Consider the following 17,532-nt stretch of genomic DNA (forward strand, 5'->3'; position numbering starts at 1 on the left):
CTCCACGTACCGGTGGCCAGCTGGAGTCCCAATTTCAAATCACTGTAACGGAGTTAAACCACTGGCGCCTGATGGCGGGCCTGAAACACTTACGATGCCGGACAGCGTTAGTCATTCAAATAGATCAAAATAATGGAGTAAAGTTATGCCAGATATTCGTTTTCACAGTGTTTTTGATATTATCGGTCCAGTGATGGTGGGCCCAAGTTCCTCGCATACTGCCGGGGCATCACGCATTGGCAAAGTCGTGCGTGATATTTTCGGTGAAGCACCGGAACGAATCGATGTGTACTTATATGAGTCGTTTGCCAAAACCTATCGCGGTCATGGGACGGATGTGGCGATTATCGGTGGATTACTCGGTATGGCGCCAGATGATCCCCAATTGCCAGATTCACTGAAATTGGCGCATGAAGCGGGCATTAAAGTGACTTTTGTGCCGAAATCTGACAAAGTCGATCACCCCAACTCTGCGCGCATCGTGTTGCAAAAAGGCGATCATAAACTGTCTGTGCTCGGCGAATCCATCGGTGGTGGCAATATCCGCATCACAGAACTCAACGGCTTTAAGATTTCGCTGTCCATGGGCACGCCGACTTACATCACCATTCATGATGATGTGCCCGGGATGATCGCAGCAGTGACCAATATCTTCTCTGCGGATAAGATCAATATTGGCACCATGACGGTGACGCGCGAAGCAAAAGGCGAACGGGCTATCATGATCATTGAAGTGGATGCTTATCAACCGGAAATTCTCGCCCAGTTGAAGGCTTTGCCACATATGGTCAACGTCACGTTTTTTGAGTAAAAGGAGACAATATGTTTTATTCCATTAAAGAATTAGTCGCGCAAAGTCATGACTATCCATCAGTTGCCGAATTGATGATCGCCACAGAAATGGCCAACACCACCCGCTCACGTGAACAGATTCGCCAGTTGATGGCCCGCAACTTGGAAGTGATGGAACAATCCGTCAAAGAAGGGGTCGCTGGCGTCCATTCGTTGACTGGTTTAACTGGTGGCGAAGCCAAGAAAATGGATGAATATCTCGAAGCCGGGGACTTTTTATCTGGGCAACCGATCCTTGAAGCCGTGCGTAATGCGGTAGCGGTCAATGAAGTCAACGCCAAAATGGGCTTGATCTGCGCCACCCCGACTGCTGGTTCGGCTGGGGTATTAGCCGGTGTGCTCACAGCAGTGCGTGATCGCTTGAAAATGACGCGTGATCAACAAATCGACTTTTTGTTCACGGCGGGGGCTTTTGGCCTCGTGATCGCCAACAATGCTGGCATCGCTGGCGCAGAAGGTGGTTGTCAAGAGGAAGTTGGTTCGGCGTCAGCCATGGCCGCAGCTGCTTTGGTGATCGCCAAAGGTGGCAGCGTGGAACAAGCCAGTGCCGCTGTTGCTATCACGTTACAAAATATGATGGGTTTGGTGTGTGATCCAGTCGCTGGTTTAGTCGAAGTGCCTTGTGTTAAGCGCAATGCGTTAGGTGCCAGCCAAGCGATGATCTCAGCAGACATGGCATTAGCAGGCATGTTGTCCGTGATTCCAACGGATGAAGTGATCGAAGCCGTGCGTCGTGTCGGGGTGCAACTCCCAAGTTCCTTGCGTGAAACCGGTGAAGGTGGGTTAGCGGCGACCCCAACTGCAGTCGCGTTGAAAAAGAAAATTTTCGGGTGAGATTATTTTCCATGCCTCAATCAGCTATGCTATACTTGATGTGAAATTGATGAGGAGCTTTGAGGTATGGGAGAAGAAGACAACGACCGCATCTTGATTCTAGACGTGTTAGGTCGCATTAATAAAAAATTAAATATCCATTCGAGTTCGCTGTTGTACCTCGAATTTGGCTTCACCGAAAGCGAAATCGATGAACTCAACCAGTTCATGATGACGCAAATGATCGCGGATCATACGGTGACGACCAAGGCGCTGGGGCGCGTGATCGAAGCGACCAAACCTGAGCTCGGTGGCGAACAAGCCCAAAGCTTTGCCGTGCGGTTAATGCGGGCATGGTTAGAAGAAGGCATGTTTAAAGGTGTGATGGATTAAGCTTGGCGCTGGCCAGGCTTTTTTTGCGGGCACAAATATTGATATCTAGGATTCGCCGGTAGAAAATAGCCTCATCACATGGAGAAAGTTGAGATGATTTAAAATGATGAACTTACGATTGAACTTCGGCGATGCCTTGCTTGGGTGTGCAGGCATCGTCATGCTAGTGGCATTGGTGTTGGCGCATGCGGCAATGTGGCTTTATATCACAACCTTTGTTGCACTGATGATCGCATTTTGGGGTGGAATGCACGCTAATGAACCACGCTAATAACTGGAAAACCTATTATTATTGACATTTGTCTGTGTAGTAACAGATACTATTACTATGACTCGTGATGTGTTTTTATAGCCAAATGCAGGAGGGGCAGATGAACGAGAATGCTCATTATCGATGGTCTTGGTTTCGCCAAGGCGCTCGCCTATTAATGAAATTTATGAGGCGTATCAGTGCCTTGATCACCAAGCCTTTTGCAACTGGCTTGGATCCTTTTCCCGCCGTTGAATTAAACGCTTCTGATCAGCAAAAAATCAAGCGCGATTTTGCTACAGTGGGTAAGGACTTATATCGAAGTCTTGATGAGTACGCTGAAGCCATCGATGAAAAAAGGAATCGTTGCCAAGTGCCAAGAGAATAAAACAGGTCCGATCAATTTCGCGTTATCGAAATTGATCGGACCTGTTTTTGATTATTGAAATATTCAAGTTGTTTCAAAACCAAGCGCTTTTATGAAAGCAGTGGCATGATCACGGTCATCCACAACCACGACAGCGGCATGACTAACACCATCGCAGGGATCATATCGGCAGTTGGGAACATCTTGACTTGCACCATCCGGAAACCAGTAGCCAACATCAACACGCCACCAGCAGCCTTGAAGTCGAGGATCATGTTCGGCGTGGTCAATGGGTAAATAAACCCAGCGGCCAAGAACAAAATGAAGAAAATGATGAACTGCGGAATCGCGATCAAGGCGACGACGTAACCAAGGTTGGCGGCGAAAATTGCGGCAGTGAAGAAATCAAGGATCGATTTTGAAATCAGAATCGACGTGTCGCCATTCATCCCTTCAGTCAACGCCCCGTAGATCCCAGTCCCGGAAGCACAGAATAACACGATCACGGTAACTAAAGTGGCATCGAATTCTTTTTCACTCATGCCTTCAGAAGTGTTGGGAATGAATTTGACGATGAACGTTTGCATCATTTTGGCGCCTTTGTTGATCAAATCACCTAAGTGGATCAACAAACCCAAGGCCGTGCCTAAAATAATCGCAAAAATAACAGCAGACATGTTCTTCATTGGGGCGATGGAGAAGATCCCCATGGTCATAGAACAGGCGCCAAACACCATGTTCAGCCCAGTTTTAAAATTGTCTGACATGTGCTTGCCACCTAGTGCGCCAAAGACACCGCCGAGGAGCACAGACAAAGCATTGATGATAATGCCAACTGGCATAATAGAGCCTCCTATAAACACTGCCGTTGCAGTGTGCCGAATTAAAATACGCTCTTTAGTTTATTTGAGCAGGTGCACGTGTTCAATTCGCATTATTGTGGTAAACTATTCCAAAAGCGAATAGACAGCGCTTTACAGGAGGCAAACATGGACATTCGCAAACTCGCGACTTTTGTGGATCTGGCAGATACGCTGAATTATACTGAAACCGCCAGTCGACTTTTCACCACGCAAGCGACGATTTCCAAACAAATCAAATCCTTGGAAGTGGCGCTTGATACTGTGTTAGTCGATCGCTCCCATCGCGCGATCACGCTGACGGCAGCAGGCGAGCTGGTGTTGCCTTATGCCCAGCAAATTGTCGCCGCGCAAAAGGAAATGTCAGAGCAACTTCGTGAACAAGCCGCCCAGTTGGGGATGCGACTCGTCATTCGCGCTGTACCGTCAATTTCTTCTTATAAAGGCTTCAACACCATCGCGGCTTTCACCAAACAACACCCAGAAGTTGATCTCCAGTTTTCAGAAGCGGAAACGGCGACGCTTTTGCCAGGGTTGGATCACGGCGACAGCGATGTGATTTTCACGCGCTTATATGATATTCAACATTCCAAATACGACGTGATCATCGGTGAATCTGATCATTTCGTTGCGTTGTTGCCTAAAGATCATCCTTTGGCCACCGCGAAGTCAATTCCCGTCTCTGCGATCGCCCATGATCAATTATTATTGTTGAGTGAGTCCACCGGGTTGTATCAGCCAGTGGTCGACATGATGGCCAAAGCGGGTGTGACCCCTAAAGTGACTTACACTGGCCAGCGCATCGATTTGATCGCTGGTATGGTTAATCGCGGCATGGGTGTGGCGATCATGATGGCGCGCTCAGTGGATCTCGAAGATTATGCCAATGTCGTCGCCGTGCCGATCACACCAACCGTGGTCAGTCATTTGGCATTTATGCGGGTGCACGGCAAACATAGTGTGGCGAGTGATTTATTTTGGGCGTTTTGCGAAAAACGGCCATAGTTCGTAACCGCTTGCAAAGTCGGTTTAAGTTGTCTACAATTAAACTGATGAGGAAGCGTCAAATTCGCTTTCTCGATCAGCAACTTGGTACAATGGCATTAAAAGGAGGACACACTCATGGCAAAAACTTTTACCTTAGAAGAACTCAAACAATTCAATGGTCAAAATGGTCAACCGGCTTATGTGGCAGTAGATGGCGTGGTTTATGATGTTTCCAACGTCGGCCCTTGGGCTGGTGGCAAGCACCACGGCAACACCGCTGGTGGCGACATGTCAGAAGCCATTACCCATTCACCACACGGCAAGGCAGTATTAGCGAAATTACCAGTGGTTGGGGAGTTAGCCAAATAAATTCAACTTCAGCTAGGCCGTTGTGGTCTAGCTTTTTTGTTGCATTCCATTATCGAATAGATGGGCGAAACATTCCGAATTGTTTACAGACAGCTTTGAGCCGCATAATGATCACCGTAATCTAAAAACGGAGGCAACCAATATGTCTGAAAACACCCCTTACGATTTACGTAAAGTCTTAGACGAAATCAAACAAATTCCTGGTCAATACCATGAAACGGATAAAGAAATCGATCCTGAAGCTGATTTAGCTGGGGTTTATCGCTACATCGGTGCTGGTGGTACTGTCAAGCGCCCCACTCAAGAAGGCCCAACCATGATGTTCAACAACGTCAAAGGCTTCCCAGGCTCTCGTGTATTGATCGGCTTGCAAGCATCCCGTAAGCGCGTCGGCACGATTTTACATCAAGACTACAAGCACTTAGGCCAAGCCTTAAATGAAGCCGTGACCCATCCGATCCAACCGGTTGAAGTTTCCAAAGATCAAGCGCCTGCTCAAGAAGTTGTCCATTTAGCCACTGATAAAGATTTTGACATTCGCAAATTATTAGCAGCACCTACCAACACCTCTGACGATGCTGGCCCATACATCACCATGGGGGTGGTTTATGGTCACAGCACTGACGGTAAAGAATCTGATGTCACCATTCACCGGATGGTCTTAGAAGACAAAGACACCATCGGCATGTACATCATGCCAGGTGGCCGTCACATCGGCGCTTTCTTAAAACAATATGAAGCCATCAATGAACCGATGCCAATTACCATCAACATCGGCTTGGATCCAGCCATTACCATTGGTGCAACCTTTGAACCACCGACAACGCCACTTGGCTACAATGAATTACAAGTTGCCGGTGCTTTGCGTAACGAAGCCGTCCAAGTGGTTAAAGGGACAACGGTTAACGCGATGGGGATCGCCCGCGCAGAATGGATCATTGAAGCCGAAATCTTGCCTAATACCAAAATGCAAGAAGACATCAACACCAATTCCGGTTATGCGATGCCAGAATTTCCAGGTTATAACGGCACTGCCAACCCGGCGGTCAACGTGGTGAAAATCAAAGCCGTGACTCACCGTCAAGATAACCCGATCGTTCAAACCACCATCGGGCCATCGGAAGAACATGTTTCCATGGCTGGGATCCCAACTGAAGCGTCCATTTTAAACTTGGTGGATCGCGCGATTCCTGGCAAAGTCACCAATGTTTACAATGCGCCTGCTGGTGGTGGGAAGTTAATGACCATCATGCAGATCCATAAAGATGATATCAACGACGAAGGGATCCAACGTCAAGCTGCCTTGCTCGCTTTCTCTGCTTTTAAGGAATTAAAGACGGTGATCTTAGTTGATGAAGATGTCGATATCTTTGATTGGAACGATGTGATGTGGACCATCAACACCCGCTTCCAAGCCGACCGCGACATGCTGGTCTTAGAAGGCTTGCGCAACCACCCATTGGATCCTTCTGAATTACCAGAATATGATCCTGCTCGCATTCGTCAACGCGGGATGTCTTCCAAACTGGTCTTAGATGGCACGGTGCCTTACGACATGAAGCAGCAGTTTGTGCGTGCACCATTTAAAGAAATGCCAAACTGGCAAGACTACTTGAAGTAAACTGCGTGATGCGACAGTGAAAGGAACTTTTTATGAAACGTATTGTAGTGGCCATTTCCGGCGCGAGCGGCACCATTTACGGGATCCGCTTGCTTGAAGCAATACATGCAAATCCAGACATCGAAGTGCACTTGGTGATGAGTGCTTGGGCCAAGGAGAACTTAGCTATTGAAAACACTGGCTATGTCGAAAGCCAAGTCAATGCTTTGGCTGATCATGTGTACGACCCGCGGAATATGGGCGCTGCGATTGCTTCTGGCTCATTTCACCATGATGGCATGGTGATCGTGCCAAGTTCCATGAAAACCATCGCTGCCATTGCCACTGGCATGGGTGATTCCTTGATTGGCCGCGCCGCTGACGTGACGTTAAAAGAACGCCGGCCGCTGTTGATCGTGCCGCGGGAATCCCCATTCAACCAGATCCACTTGGAAAACATGTTGAAGTTATCCCGCATGGGCGTGGAAATCATTCCGCCAATTCCAGCGTTTTACAACAATCCGCAAACCATCGATGCCTTGATCAATCACAACACCATGAAGTTATTGGATCACTTGCATATCGATAACAGCTTATCACCGCGTTGGCAAGGCTTAGCTCAAGCCAAAATGGCGGCACGTGAGGCGAAAAATCATGAGTGATGTGACGCTTACTGAACAAGCCGCCGGTTATGAGATGCAATTGACGCTGACGCGCCAAAGCCAAGATGTGTTGTTAACGTTGACTGGTGGGGATGTCTCCCATTACGGTGTGGTCACTGCAGTGGGGTCAGATGGTTTGCACACGATCGCGTTACCTAGTCGGCCTGGACATGTCCATCAAGAAGGCGTGCTGACTGAAGCCATTGCCAGAATTTTGCAGCCCGTCCTACAAGGTAATGCGATCATCACTGGCGGGATGCATGTCAACAAGATTTCCTCTGTTCAAATGCATGCCGCATTTGCGATGACCAAAGGCTTGGGGCAACAAGCTCATGACTGGTTAGTCGCGCATCCAGTGGCGAAAATTTCTGAAACTTTCGCTAAATAACGAAACGCCTACGAGGCAGGTACATCATTGTACTTGTATCGTAGGCGTTTTAACGTTAAAATTTTATATGTATGCACCCGCCTGGGAGGAAGACTATGGCAACCATCCGCGAATTATGGCAGCTTTTACGGACGCATCGACTCAAACGTCGCGTGCGCTGGGCTTTTATTGCGCTTTTAGCCATGATTTTAGTGGTGGTGATCGGCGGCGTGGCGGTCAAGGCGCATGATCGCCAAACGGCTGTCAGCTCCAGTTCATCATCCAGTGCGGTTTCTTCCAGCGGTCCATCGACGGCCGAGAAGAAAGCTGATCTGAAAAAAGCGCTCCAAACTTATTTCGATCAGCAAACCGCCGGTGGCAAAGTCCAATTGAGTCTTTATAGTTTAGACCCGAAACCTGGCTCTGCCGCGGCCAAAAAGCCTAACCGGGTCATTGATGGCAAAGGCGTGCAAAATGTTGAATCCCAAGGCGATACAAAAGTCTTGTCGGCGTCAACTTATAAGCTGTACATCGCCGCTTATGTTTTCCATCGTCTGGAAAAAAAGCAAATGTCTTGGACGTTGACAGACAAGCAGAATTTTGATGCGATGATCGTCAACTCGGAAAACGGCTTTGCCCAAACCATTTTGACGCGCTATGGCAATGATACCGTGGACAAGTATCTGCAATCGATCGGCTTAGGGCAACCATTTTCTGGCGACTCTGCTGAAACCACGGCTAACCAACTGGTCAAAGTCTTACAAATGCTCGACGCTGGGAATGGACCATTCAAGAATAAAGCCTTACGTGCCCGTCTGCTCAAAGACATGGGCAAACAGATCTTTCGCAACGGGATCCCAGCAGGGGTCAAATCCGTTGATGCCAAAGCCAAAGTGCAAGATAAAGTGGGCTTTTTGACGGATACCAACAATGATGCCGGCATCGTCACGACCAAAGATGGCCACCGCTATATTTTGGTGATCATGACCACCGGCCACGAGCAACTTGATTTCTCACAAATTAAAGCCATTGCGGCTCATATTCAAACGCTGATCGACACCAACCTTTAAGGAGCGACAAGATGTTTATCTTTTTTATAGATTTAGGGCATGCATTGATCATGCCACTGCCGCCGCCAACTGTGGTGTCGGCAGTCGTAAGAACCCGCGCTTAAGCGCACAAGGAGAATAATAACCAATGGAAGCTATTGAATTACGTGCAGGAATGACGTTTGAAAAAGACGGCAAGTTGATCAAGGTCATCGAATCCAATCACCACAAGCCTGGTAAAGGCAACACTTTGATGCAATTGAAGTTATATGATGTGCGCGCCGGCTCAACTGTGCAAACGACCATGCGCCCAACTGAAAAGTTGACCCCAGCAATTTTGGAAAAGAAATCTGCCCAATACTTGTATGAACAAGACGGCATGAGCTATTTCATGGACACTGACACCTACGAACAATACGAATTGCCTGACGAATCCATCGAGCACGAACGCTTATACTTGTTGGAAAACGCCATGGTTCAAATCGAGTTCTACGGGACTGAAGTGATCGGCATCACCTTGCCATCCACGGTCAACTTAACCGTGACTGAAACCCAACCAAACATCAAAGGCGGCTCAGTCACTTCTGGTGGCAAGCCTGCCACGATGGAAACTGGCTTGGTCATCAACGTACCAGAATTTATCCAATCTGGTGAAAAAGTGCAGATCAACACCGCTACTGGGACTTACCAAAAGCGTGCTTAATCAATTTGCCAAAGCCTTGAAGGCCAACTTCAAGGCTTTTTGTTTGGCGTGTAGTCTCAGTTTCAATCAAAATCTTCAGAAAAATCGTTATCTTTGGCCGAATTTTTGGCCGAAAATCTTCAGACCAATTTTCTGAAACCTGACATCGGATCGATGCTTGATTGCGATCAACTCCGGGCCGAAGCGCAGCGGCTAATGATTGCGGATGAGAGGTTAATTAACAATTGGTATGGCCCAATGCCAATTGTGTAAATGTCACTTAATGTCACAGAATCCTTTGACGATAAAAGCTTTTTCCTTTAGACTTAGTCCTGTTATCAAATTATTTTTGTAATTGGTCTAATTTTCAATGGAAGAAGTGGTTCAAATGAAAAGTTACATGCAACGCATGGGGCGTTCGATTCAGTTGCCCGTATCCGTTTTACCTGCCGCTGCCCTACTGGTAGGGATCGGTCATTGGCTCCCTGAAAAATGGGCCGCCGCCCAATTTCTCATGGCTGGTGGGAATGCTGTTTTAGGCATTCTGGCGTTATTATTTGCCTTAGGTTTAGCCAGCGGCATGTCGAAAAATCAAGACGGGGCTTCTGCTGTCGCAGGGCTGGTGGCCTATTCAGTGCCAGTAGCAGTCCTGGCCCCAGCATCGATCGCCACGCTTGAAGGCATCAAACAATCCGCAGTGGATCCAGCTTTCTCAGCGATTTCTGGGAACGTATTTATCGGGATCTTAGGTGGGTTGATCGCCGCCGCGTTGTACAATCGCTTTTCTGAAACCAAGTTACCGATGGCGCTGAGCTTTTTCTCAGGCAAGCGCTGTGTGCCGATTCTAACGGCTGGCGTGATGTTATTGATCAGCTTGTTGTTGATGTTCATTTGGCCGCCGATTTATAACGTGTTAGTGGCTTTTGGTAAAATGATGGTCAGCCTAGGGGCAGTCGGTGCCGGGTTATACGGCTTCTTCAACCGCTTGTTGATCCCAACTGGTTTACATCAGGCGTTGAACTCTGTGTTTTGGTTCAACATCGCCGGTATCAACGATATCGGCAAGTTCTGGGCTAATGCTGGGACTAAAGGCGTGACTGGCATGTACATGGCCGGCTTCTTCCCAGTGATGATGTTTGGCCTGCCAGCTGGGGCATTAGCGATTTACCGCAATGCCAAGCCGGAGAAAAAAGCGCAAACTGGGTCTTTGATGTTAGCTGGCGCGTTTGCCGCATTCTTCACTGGCGTCACGGAGCCACTTGAATTCTCGTTCATGTTTGTCGCTTGGCCGTTATATGTGATCCATGCTGTGTTGACGGGTTTAAGTTTAGCCTTTGCTGCGTTGATGCACTGGACGGCTGGGTTCACCTTTTCTGCTGGGTTAGTCGATTTCATTTTAAGTTCGCGGATGCCGATCGCCAACATGCCTTATATGTTGATCGTGCAAGGATTGGTGATGGCGGTGATTTACTACTTCACCTTCGACTTTGCCATCAAGAAGTTCAACTTGATGACGCCTGGACGCGAAGACGATGTCGCCACGACTACTGCAGATGTTGCTGAAACGGTTGGCGATGATAAATATTCTTTGAAAGCTAAGCGCATCTACATGGCGTTAGGTGGGTTTGATAACTTGTTAGTGGTCGACAACTGCACGACGCGTTTACGGTTGCAATTAGCTGATACCAAAAAAATCGATGAACCAGCGATCAAAGCAGCCGGGGCCGTTGGTGTTAATGCTATCGACCAACGCAACTTACAGATCATTATCGGCACGGATGTTCAATTTGTTGCCGATCCATTGAAATCTTTGGTTGAAGCCAAAACGCCATTAAGTACGTTGACCGCTGATACAATCAAACCAGTCCCTTCAGTAACCGCTGAACCGGCTGATAGCTCCCCGAAACAAACCGTATCAGAAAAAGTTTACAGTGCCGCTACTGGTGAATTGGTAGATTTGACGAAAGTCTCAGATTCAACGTTCGCGCAAAAAATGCTCGGTGATGGTTTCGCTGTTGAACCAAATGATGGCAAAATCGTTGCGCCAGTTACAGGTGAAGTGACCGCTGTGTTCCCAACCAAACATGCGGTGGGCATCACGACGCCTGCTGGGTTGGAAGTGTTGATCCATATCGGCATTGACACGGTGACGCTTGATGGCAAACCATTTGTGGCGCATGTCGCGGTGGGTGATCAGGTCAAACACGGAGATTTGCTGGTGACCGCTGACCTTGACGCTATCAAAGCTGCCGGCAAGCCAGTGACGACGATGGTAATTTTCACCAATATGGATCATGTCGCTGCGTTGAAAGATCGGACGCCACTCGGTCAAATTAAGACTGATGAACTGGTGTTGGCTGCCGACGCACTTAAAGATTAAATCACAAAAATGGCCATCCTCGCGCCGGGGGATGACCATTTTTTAATAGGTGGTGATGGCTAAGTAAATCGCTAAACCAAAAGCAGCCAAGGCAATGACGAATCGCAATGGTCGCACAGGTAAGTGACGGACGACTTTTGGTCCCAGCCAGCCGCCAATCAAAAAGCCAACGCCCATGGTTAAGGCAATGACCCATCTGACGTCAGCCGTGAAGGCATAAATGAGCATCGCCAAACCATTGCCAGCAAAGCTGATGAAGTTTTTGATTGCGTTGGTCGTGGCAAACGGCAAATCTTCAGCCAGCGTCAGGATCGCCAGCGTGATCACGCCAGCAGACGCCCCGAAGTACCCAATGTAGATCCCGACTAAAAATAACGCGATGCCTTTGATCAGGGGATGCGAACCGCGCTTTTTGACTGGCGTTTTGCTAAATAGGGAATACAACATCAAACCGCCTGCAAAGGCGATCAACACTGGTACCACTTTTTCAAAGCTTGAAGCTGGCGCAATCAACAATAAGATACATCCACAAACACTGCCGACTAAAGCCCAAGCGGCATCAAATAACGTCGCGTGCCGAGCGCTATGTAACTCTTTGGCAGAACTTAACGTCGACCCGATGCCAGTGAAAATCTGGGCTGTAGTATTGGTAACATTGGCAGAAACTGGTGGTAATCCCAAGCTCAATAACACGGGATAAGACACCAACGACGCCATCCCCGCCATACTGCTGAGCAAGCCACCAGCAATGCCTGCCACAATTAAATAAATACCAGTACAAACTATTTGCATCCAAACCACTCCTAACACTTAGAACTTCAGTATACTAGTCTTTGGAGGAACAAAAATGACTGAATTTTATTTTGTGCGTCACGGTCAAACCCAAGTGAACTTACGCAATGCCTTTAACGGTGGCAGTGTGGATGAACCCTTGACTGAGTCTGGCTTGCAGGCGGCCAAGGCATGCGGGCAGGCGCTGTCAGAGGTCCACTTTGTCCAAGCTATCAGCTCAGATATGCCGCGTGCAGTCACCACGAGTCAGTTGATCTTACAAGCAAACCATTATCCAACGCCATTGAACTTGGCAGCAGGTTTGCACGAAATGGACCTGGGGGATTGGGATGGCAAAACCGTTGAACAAGTGGCAGAGCCTGAGGCCTTAGACGTGTATTTCCACGATCCGGTGCGCTTTGATCAAGCCTATGCGTCAGCTCGCCACATTGAAGGTTACGCCAACACCTTGCGCCGGGCACGCGCAGTGATCACCTCGACTTACGCTGCGCATCCAAGCGGTAAAGTCTTAGTCGTGGCCCACGGCATCGTCTTTCAATTGCTGTTGAATACCTTGTTAGGGGTACCGTTTGCCCAATTGCGGGAACCGAAGATGTTGCGCAACGCGACGATTTCGCAATTGAACACGCAAGATGGCCAACATTTCTCGAAAATATTATGGGATCTGCGCCCAGACGAAATTGAAAATAAAAAAATTCTATTGACATGAGGATTTGATGAGTGTATCTTCATACACATAGCGAGCCATAAGGAGTGTTGATGATGACAACATTGAAACCAACACAGTTGAACAACGCGTATTACTACGGCTATTACGGATAGCGGCTTGCATCTTTGGATGCAAACCGCGTAGCAGGTTTGCATCCATGATAGGCGTAGCATTTTAACATGCTAATCACGTCACATGGATGACTCATATCCATGTGGCTTTTTATTTCCCGGGAAAATAAACCGGCCACATGGATCCTCATGTGGCCGGTTTTTAAATTTGGAGGGAATTTATGATGAAGATGAAGAAGATTTTGGTCGGTTTGACGACCATCGCCGCTGTGATGAGCTTAGCGGCATGCGGCAAGAAGTCCAGTTCCAGCGATAATGGCACGGTGAAAGTCGGTATTTTACAATTGATCGATCAATCCGCTTTAAACGCCGCCCGTAAAGGCTTTACGGAAGAACTCAAAGCGCAAGGCTACAAAGGTGACAAGATCAAAATCGATTACGTCAATGCGCAAGGCGACCAAGCCAACTTGAAGTCTATGAGCGAACAACTTAAAAATGACCACAACGACTTGAACTTAGCCATTGCCACACCAGCTGCCCAAGCGTTGCAAAAAGGCGACCCAGATACGCCAATGTTGTTCACGGCGATCACTGATCCCAAATCTGCCGGCTTGACCACCAGCACCGCGCATCCTGATAAAAACGCCACTGGGGTCACGGATATGGTCGATGTCAAAGGCCAAATCGACTTCACCCACAAGCTGTTCCCTAAGGCCAAAAAAATCGGTTTGTTGTACAACGCTGCGGAAGAAAATTCCGTGTTCCAAATCAAGCTGGCCAAACAAGAGATCAAAAAGTTAGGCTTAAAGGCCGTTGTGAAAACTGCCGCCACCACCAACGATGTGCAACAAGCCACAGAAACTTTAGCTAGCCAAGTGGATGCCATTTACATTCCAACTGACAACACTGCAGCCGCTGCGATGCCAACCATCGGTAAAGTGTCTGAAAGCAAGAAAGTGCCAGTGGTCAACGCTGATGCGACCATGATCAAAACTGGTGGTGTGGCCACGCAAGGGATCAACTACGAAGACCTCGGCAAGCAAGCTGCCAAGATGGCTGTGAAGATTTTGAAGGGTAAGAAAGTCAAAGACTTAGCGATCGAATCACCTGCAAAGACCGAATTAGTGACCAACGCCAAGCGCATGAAGTTGTTCAACTTGACGCAAGCTGACTTGGATCGCGCCACCAAATAAGCCTGAATTCAATTGAATATTCCTGCCTGCTGAAAATTCCGTTAAAATTTAGCCTTGACAGTTCAGTTTTCCCATAGTATTCTCATTTGCATAGGCGAATGCCTGAGAAGGGGTGTTGAGAAATGAATCACTTACAACCAACACAACTGAATAATGTCTTTTTTACCGGCTTTTTCGGATAGCGGTTTGCATCATGGATGCAAGCCGCGGCTTGCATCCATGATGGCCGGTACCACTTAACGTGCGATCAATTGCCACATGGATGAAATCAAATTTCCTCCATGTGGCCTTTTTCTTTCCGGAATGAAAATATGGCCAGCCACTGCGAGGAATTTGTGTAGTGACTGGCTTTTGTTTTGCACATGCAAAACATTTTGGAGGGAATATTTTTATGAAGAAGCAATTATTACTGGGACTTGTTGGCATCGCGATGTTAGGTTTAGCCGCTTGTGGGCAACAAACCAAGGCTGACGACAACACGGTCAAAGTGGGCGTCTTGCAATTGATCGATCAAACAGCGTTGACTGATGCGCGCAAAGGCTTTGAAGAAGAACTTGCCAAAGCCGGCTACAAAGGCAGCAAAATCAAAATCGATTACGTCAATGCCCAAGGCGATCAAGCGAACTTGAAAACCATGAGCGAACAACTCGCCAAAGACAAAAACGACGTCAACTTAGCAATCGCAACGCCAGCGGCACAAGCTTTACAAAAAGGCGATCCGGATACGCCGATGGTGTTCACTGCCGTCACTGATCCGAAATATGCTGGCTTAGTGGATAACCTCAAAGCCCCAAGTAAGAATGCCACTGGCGTTGTGGACATGGTCGACATTCCTCAACAGATCCAATACATGCACCACTTATTCCCAAAAGCCAAGACAGTTGGTATGTTATACAACGCCGCTGAACAAAACTCCATCGTTCAAGTCAAAGCTGCGACTAAAGCCGCCAAGAAGCTGGGGTTGAAAGTCGTCAAGCGCACCGTGGCGTCAACCAACGATGTTCAATCTGCCACTGAAGCGCTGGCTGGGTTATCTGATGTGATCTATGCCCCAACCGATAACACCGTTGCTGCGGCGATGGCGACTGTGGGTAAAGTTTCCTTAGCCAAGAAAGTCCCAGTGGTACCAGCAGCATCAACGATGGTGCAAGATGGCGGGGTCGCTAACATCGGCATCAACTATAAAGATTTAGGCAAACAAACTGCCAAACTTGCCATTCAAATCATCAAAGGCAAGAAAGTGAAAGACTTAGCCGTTGAAAAGCCCGCTAAAGTCACCGTCATCAAGAACGAAAAAATGATGAAAGCATTTGGCATTACAGACGCAGACACCAAGCAATAATTCATTGCAGTTCACAAAGGAGCAATCATGAGCATCTTAACTTCAAGCATCTCACAAGGTTTACTGTGGTCGATCATGGCCATCGGCGTATACTTAACGTTCCGAATTTTGGATATTGCCGATATGACCGCTGAAGGGAGTTTTCCTTTAGGCGCAGCCATCACGGCACACTCGCTGGTGCATGGCACCAACCCGATCGTCGCTACGCTTTATGGCTTCATTTTCGGGGCGTTAGCGGGCTTGGTATCAGGCATTTTACATACCAAGTTGAAAATTCCAGATCTGTTAACTGGTATTTTAACCATGACTGGGTTGTATTCGGTCAACTTGTTCATCATGGGCCAAGCCAACTTATCCTTGTTGAGTAATGTGAAAACGGTGTTCACCTTATTCTCCACTGGCAACTCGACCACAGACACGATCATCGTCGGGGCCGTCGTCTTAGCCATTGTCATCGCGTTATTGGTGTTATACTTCAACACGCAAATGGGCTTAGCCGCTCGGGCAGTCGGGGATAACCAAGCGATGGCGGCAGCTAACGGCATCAACAATGACAACATGAAGATCATTGTTTACATGGTATCCAACGGCTTGATTGCTTTGTCTGGATCACTCATGGCGCAAACTAACGGCTATGCCGATATTTCCATGGGGATCGGGACTTTGGTCATTGCTTTAGCGGCAATCATCATCGCTGAAATCTTACTGCGCAACTTGAGCTTTGGCCAACGCTTGCTCACGATCATTGTCGGGGCGATCATTTACCGCTTGATCATTGCCGGCGTCTTGTGGCTTGGGGTCGATCCAAACGCTTTGCGCTTGTTCTACGCCTTGATGTTGGTGGTATTCTTATCTTTGCCTTTGATCACCAAAGAATACAAAACCATCAAAGCCCGTCGCGAAAACTCGAAACGAATGGAGGACTAGTCGATGCCAGCCTTAGAAGTTAAAGATCTGCATCAATATTTTGCTCAAGGTACCGTCAATGAAAACCACGCCTTAAAAGGTATCAACTTGACGCTTGAAGAAGGCGACTTTGTGGCCATCATCGGTGGTAACGGCGCTGGGAAGTCCACCTTGTTGAATTCCGTGGCCGGTTCGTTGCCAGTGACGCATGGTCAAGTCAAAATCGCCAACAAAGATGTCACGTATCAATCTGTTGCCAAGCGCGCAAAGTTAATCTCTCGTGTCTTCCAGGATCCATTGTCTGGGACTGCCCCAATGTTGACCGTGGAAGAAAACTTAAGTCTGGCGATGCAGCGTGGGACTTGGCGGAACTTCTGGAGTGCCGGTGTGCGGCATTCTGATCGCAAGTTGTTCCAAGAAAAACTCGCGAGTTTGAATTTAGGTTTGGAAACACGTTTAAGCACCTCCATCGGGTTATTATCTGGGGGACAACGCCAAGCCATTACCTTGTTGATGGCAACGCTCAAAGCTCCAGAGTTGTTGTTGCTTGATGAACACACTGCGGCCCTTGATCCTGCCACTTCAGCAACTGTCATGGGCTTGACGGAACAATTAGTCGCGGCCCAACACATCACGACGTTGATGATCACCCATGATATGCAAGACGCTTTGCGCTATGGCAATCGCTTGATCATGCTCGATCATGGTCAAATTGCCGTTGATATTAAAGGCGACCAGAAGAAGGGCCTGACGGTGCCTGATTTACTGCGGATGTTCAAAGAACAATCGGGTAAAGAATTGAATGATGACGCCGTATTATTAAGTTAATGATGCCTGGATTATTCATAGAATTTCAAAAAAGCAGCGCAATCCCACGATTCACACGGG

20 protein-coding genes are annotated in these 17,532 nt (G+C 48.0%); 18 read left to right on the plus strand and 2 right to left on the minus strand.

Going from position 1 to position 17,532, the window contains the following annotated elements; translation table 11 throughout:
* Positions 1-145: 145 nt before the first annotated feature.
* The 5 genes from sdaAB (at position 146) to FD01_RS11960 (ending at position 2,696) form a co-directional block, all read left to right on the plus strand.
* Entirely contained in the window at positions 146-811 is a 666-nt protein-coding gene (gene sdaAB / locus FD01_RS11945) for an L-serine ammonia-lyase, iron-sulfur-dependent subunit beta (RefSeq protein ID WP_056964494.1), read from the plus strand.
* 11 nt (positions 812-822) lie between these two features.
* Positions 823-1,686, plus strand: coding sequence for an L-serine ammonia-lyase, iron-sulfur-dependent, subunit alpha (gene sdaAA / locus FD01_RS11950; RefSeq protein WP_054717409.1), 864 nt, complete (start codon positions 823-825; stop codon positions 1,684-1,686).
* 66 nt (positions 1,687-1,752) lie between these two features.
* On the plus strand, positions 1,753-2,058 hold the full coding sequence (locus tag FD01_RS11955) for a hypothetical protein (protein ID WP_056964496.1): 306 nt from the start codon (positions 1,753-1,755) through the stop codon (positions 2,056-2,058).
* A gap of 103 nt (positions 2,059-2,161) precedes the next feature.
* Positions 2,162-2,329, plus strand: a complete 168-nt coding sequence (locus tag FD01_RS16170; protein ID WP_156647311.1) for a hypothetical protein — start codon at positions 2,162-2,164, stop codon at positions 2,327-2,329.
* Positions 2,330-2,429: 100 nt separating this feature from the next.
* Positions 2,430-2,696: a hypothetical protein gene (locus FD01_RS11960; protein ID WP_056964498.1), complete on the plus strand. Its 267-nt coding sequence runs from the start codon at positions 2,430-2,432 to the stop codon at positions 2,694-2,696.
* 89 nt (positions 2,697-2,785) lie between these two features.
* Here the strand turns inward: FD01_RS11960 and FD01_RS11965 are convergent, their stop codons facing one another.
* On the minus strand, positions 2,786-3,517 hold the full coding sequence (locus FD01_RS11965) for a DUF554 domain-containing protein (protein ID WP_056964500.1): 732 nt from the start codon (positions 3,515-3,517) through the stop codon (positions 2,786-2,788).
* 147 nt (positions 3,518-3,664) lie between these two features.
* Between FD01_RS11965 and FD01_RS11970 the strand changes: the two genes are divergently transcribed.
* The 8 genes from FD01_RS11970 (at position 3,665) to nagE (ending at position 11,631) form a co-directional block, all read left to right on the plus strand.
* Positions 3,665-4,540: a LysR family transcriptional regulator gene (locus FD01_RS11970; protein WP_054717417.1), complete on the plus strand. Its 876-nt coding sequence runs from the start codon at positions 3,665-3,667 to the stop codon at positions 4,538-4,540.
* 117 nt (positions 4,541-4,657) lie between these two features.
* Positions 4,658-4,891: a cytochrome b5 domain-containing protein gene (locus FD01_RS11975; RefSeq protein ID WP_056964503.1), complete on the plus strand. Its 234-nt coding sequence runs from the start codon at positions 4,658-4,660 to the stop codon at positions 4,889-4,891.
* Between the two features lie 142 nt (positions 4,892-5,033).
* Positions 5,034-6,512 carry a UbiD family decarboxylase gene (locus FD01_RS11980; protein WP_056964505.1) on the plus strand — a complete coding sequence of 493 codons (1,479 nt, stop codon included), beginning with the start codon at positions 5,034-5,036 and terminating at the stop codon, positions 6,510-6,512.
* A 32-nt stretch (positions 6,513-6,544) separates the two neighbouring features.
* Positions 6,545-7,153, plus strand: a complete 609-nt coding sequence (locus FD01_RS11985; protein ID WP_054717419.1) for a UbiX family flavin prenyltransferase — start codon at positions 6,545-6,547, stop codon at positions 7,151-7,153.
* Positions 7,146-7,541 carry a prenylated flavin chaperone LpdD gene (gene lpdD / locus FD01_RS11990; RefSeq protein ID WP_054717423.1) on the plus strand — a complete coding sequence of 132 codons (396 nt, stop codon included), beginning with the start codon at positions 7,146-7,148 and terminating at the stop codon, positions 7,539-7,541. The genes FD01_RS11985 and lpdD overlap by 8 nt, the downstream gene beginning before the upstream one ends.
* A 95-nt stretch (positions 7,542-7,636) precedes the next feature.
* Positions 7,637-8,590 carry a serine hydrolase gene (locus FD01_RS11995; RefSeq protein ID WP_056964507.1) on the plus strand — a complete coding sequence of 318 codons (954 nt, stop codon included), beginning with the start codon at positions 7,637-7,639 and terminating at the stop codon, positions 8,588-8,590.
* A gap of 127 nt (positions 8,591-8,717) precedes the next feature.
* Complete coding sequence (gene efp / locus FD01_RS12000) at positions 8,718-9,272, plus strand: elongation factor P (RefSeq protein WP_054717433.1); 555 nt, start codon at positions 8,718-8,720, stop codon at positions 9,270-9,272.
* A gap of 367 nt (positions 9,273-9,639) precedes the next feature.
* On the plus strand, positions 9,640-11,631 hold the full coding sequence (nagE, locus tag FD01_RS12005; protein WP_056964509.1) for an N-acetylglucosamine-specific PTS transporter subunit IIBC: 1,992 nt from the start codon (positions 9,640-9,642) through the stop codon (positions 11,629-11,631).
* A gap of 42 nt (positions 11,632-11,673) precedes the next feature.
* Here the strand turns inward: nagE and FD01_RS12010 are convergent, their stop codons facing one another.
* Positions 11,674-12,423: a sulfite exporter TauE/SafE family protein gene (locus tag FD01_RS12010; RefSeq protein WP_054717435.1), complete on the minus strand. Its 750-nt coding sequence runs from the start codon at positions 12,421-12,423 to the stop codon at positions 11,674-11,676.
* Positions 12,424-12,478: 55 nt separating this feature from the next.
* Between FD01_RS12010 and FD01_RS12015 the strand changes: the two genes are divergently transcribed.
* The 5 genes from FD01_RS12015 (at position 12,479) to FD01_RS12035 (ending at position 17,472) form a co-directional block, all read left to right on the plus strand.
* A complete protein-coding gene (locus FD01_RS12015; protein WP_056964511.1) occupies positions 12,479-13,132 on the plus strand; it encodes a histidine phosphatase family protein in 654 nt (217 codons plus the stop codon).
* A 295-nt stretch (positions 13,133-13,427) separates the two neighbouring features.
* Complete coding sequence (locus tag FD01_RS12020; RefSeq protein WP_056964517.1) at positions 13,428-14,396, plus strand: ABC transporter substrate-binding protein; 969 nt, start codon at positions 13,428-13,430, stop codon at positions 14,394-14,396.
* A 385-nt stretch (positions 14,397-14,781) separates the two neighbouring features.
* Positions 14,782-15,738 (plus strand): ABC transporter substrate binding protein, encoded by a 957-nt coding sequence (locus tag FD01_RS12025; protein WP_404820838.1) that lies wholly within the window; start codon positions 14,782-14,784, stop codon positions 15,736-15,738.
* A gap of 27 nt (positions 15,739-15,765) precedes the next feature.
* The gene (locus FD01_RS12030; protein WP_056964515.1) at positions 15,766-16,665 is read left to right on the plus strand and encodes an ABC transporter permease; all 900 of its coding nucleotides are present in this window, start codon (positions 15,766-15,768) and stop codon (positions 16,663-16,665) included.
* 3 nt (positions 16,666-16,668) lie between these two features.
* Positions 16,669-17,472: an ABC transporter ATP-binding protein gene (locus FD01_RS12035; RefSeq protein WP_054717450.1), complete on the plus strand. Its 804-nt coding sequence runs from the start codon at positions 16,669-16,671 to the stop codon at positions 17,470-17,472.
* Positions 17,473-17,532: the final 60 nt, after the last annotated feature.

Origin of the sequence: Lacticaseibacillus manihotivorans DSM 13343 = JCM 12514 (assembly GCF_001435035.1) — a bacterium.
GTDB lineage: Bacteria > Bacillota > Bacilli > Lactobacillales > Lactobacillaceae > Lacticaseibacillus > Lacticaseibacillus manihotivorans.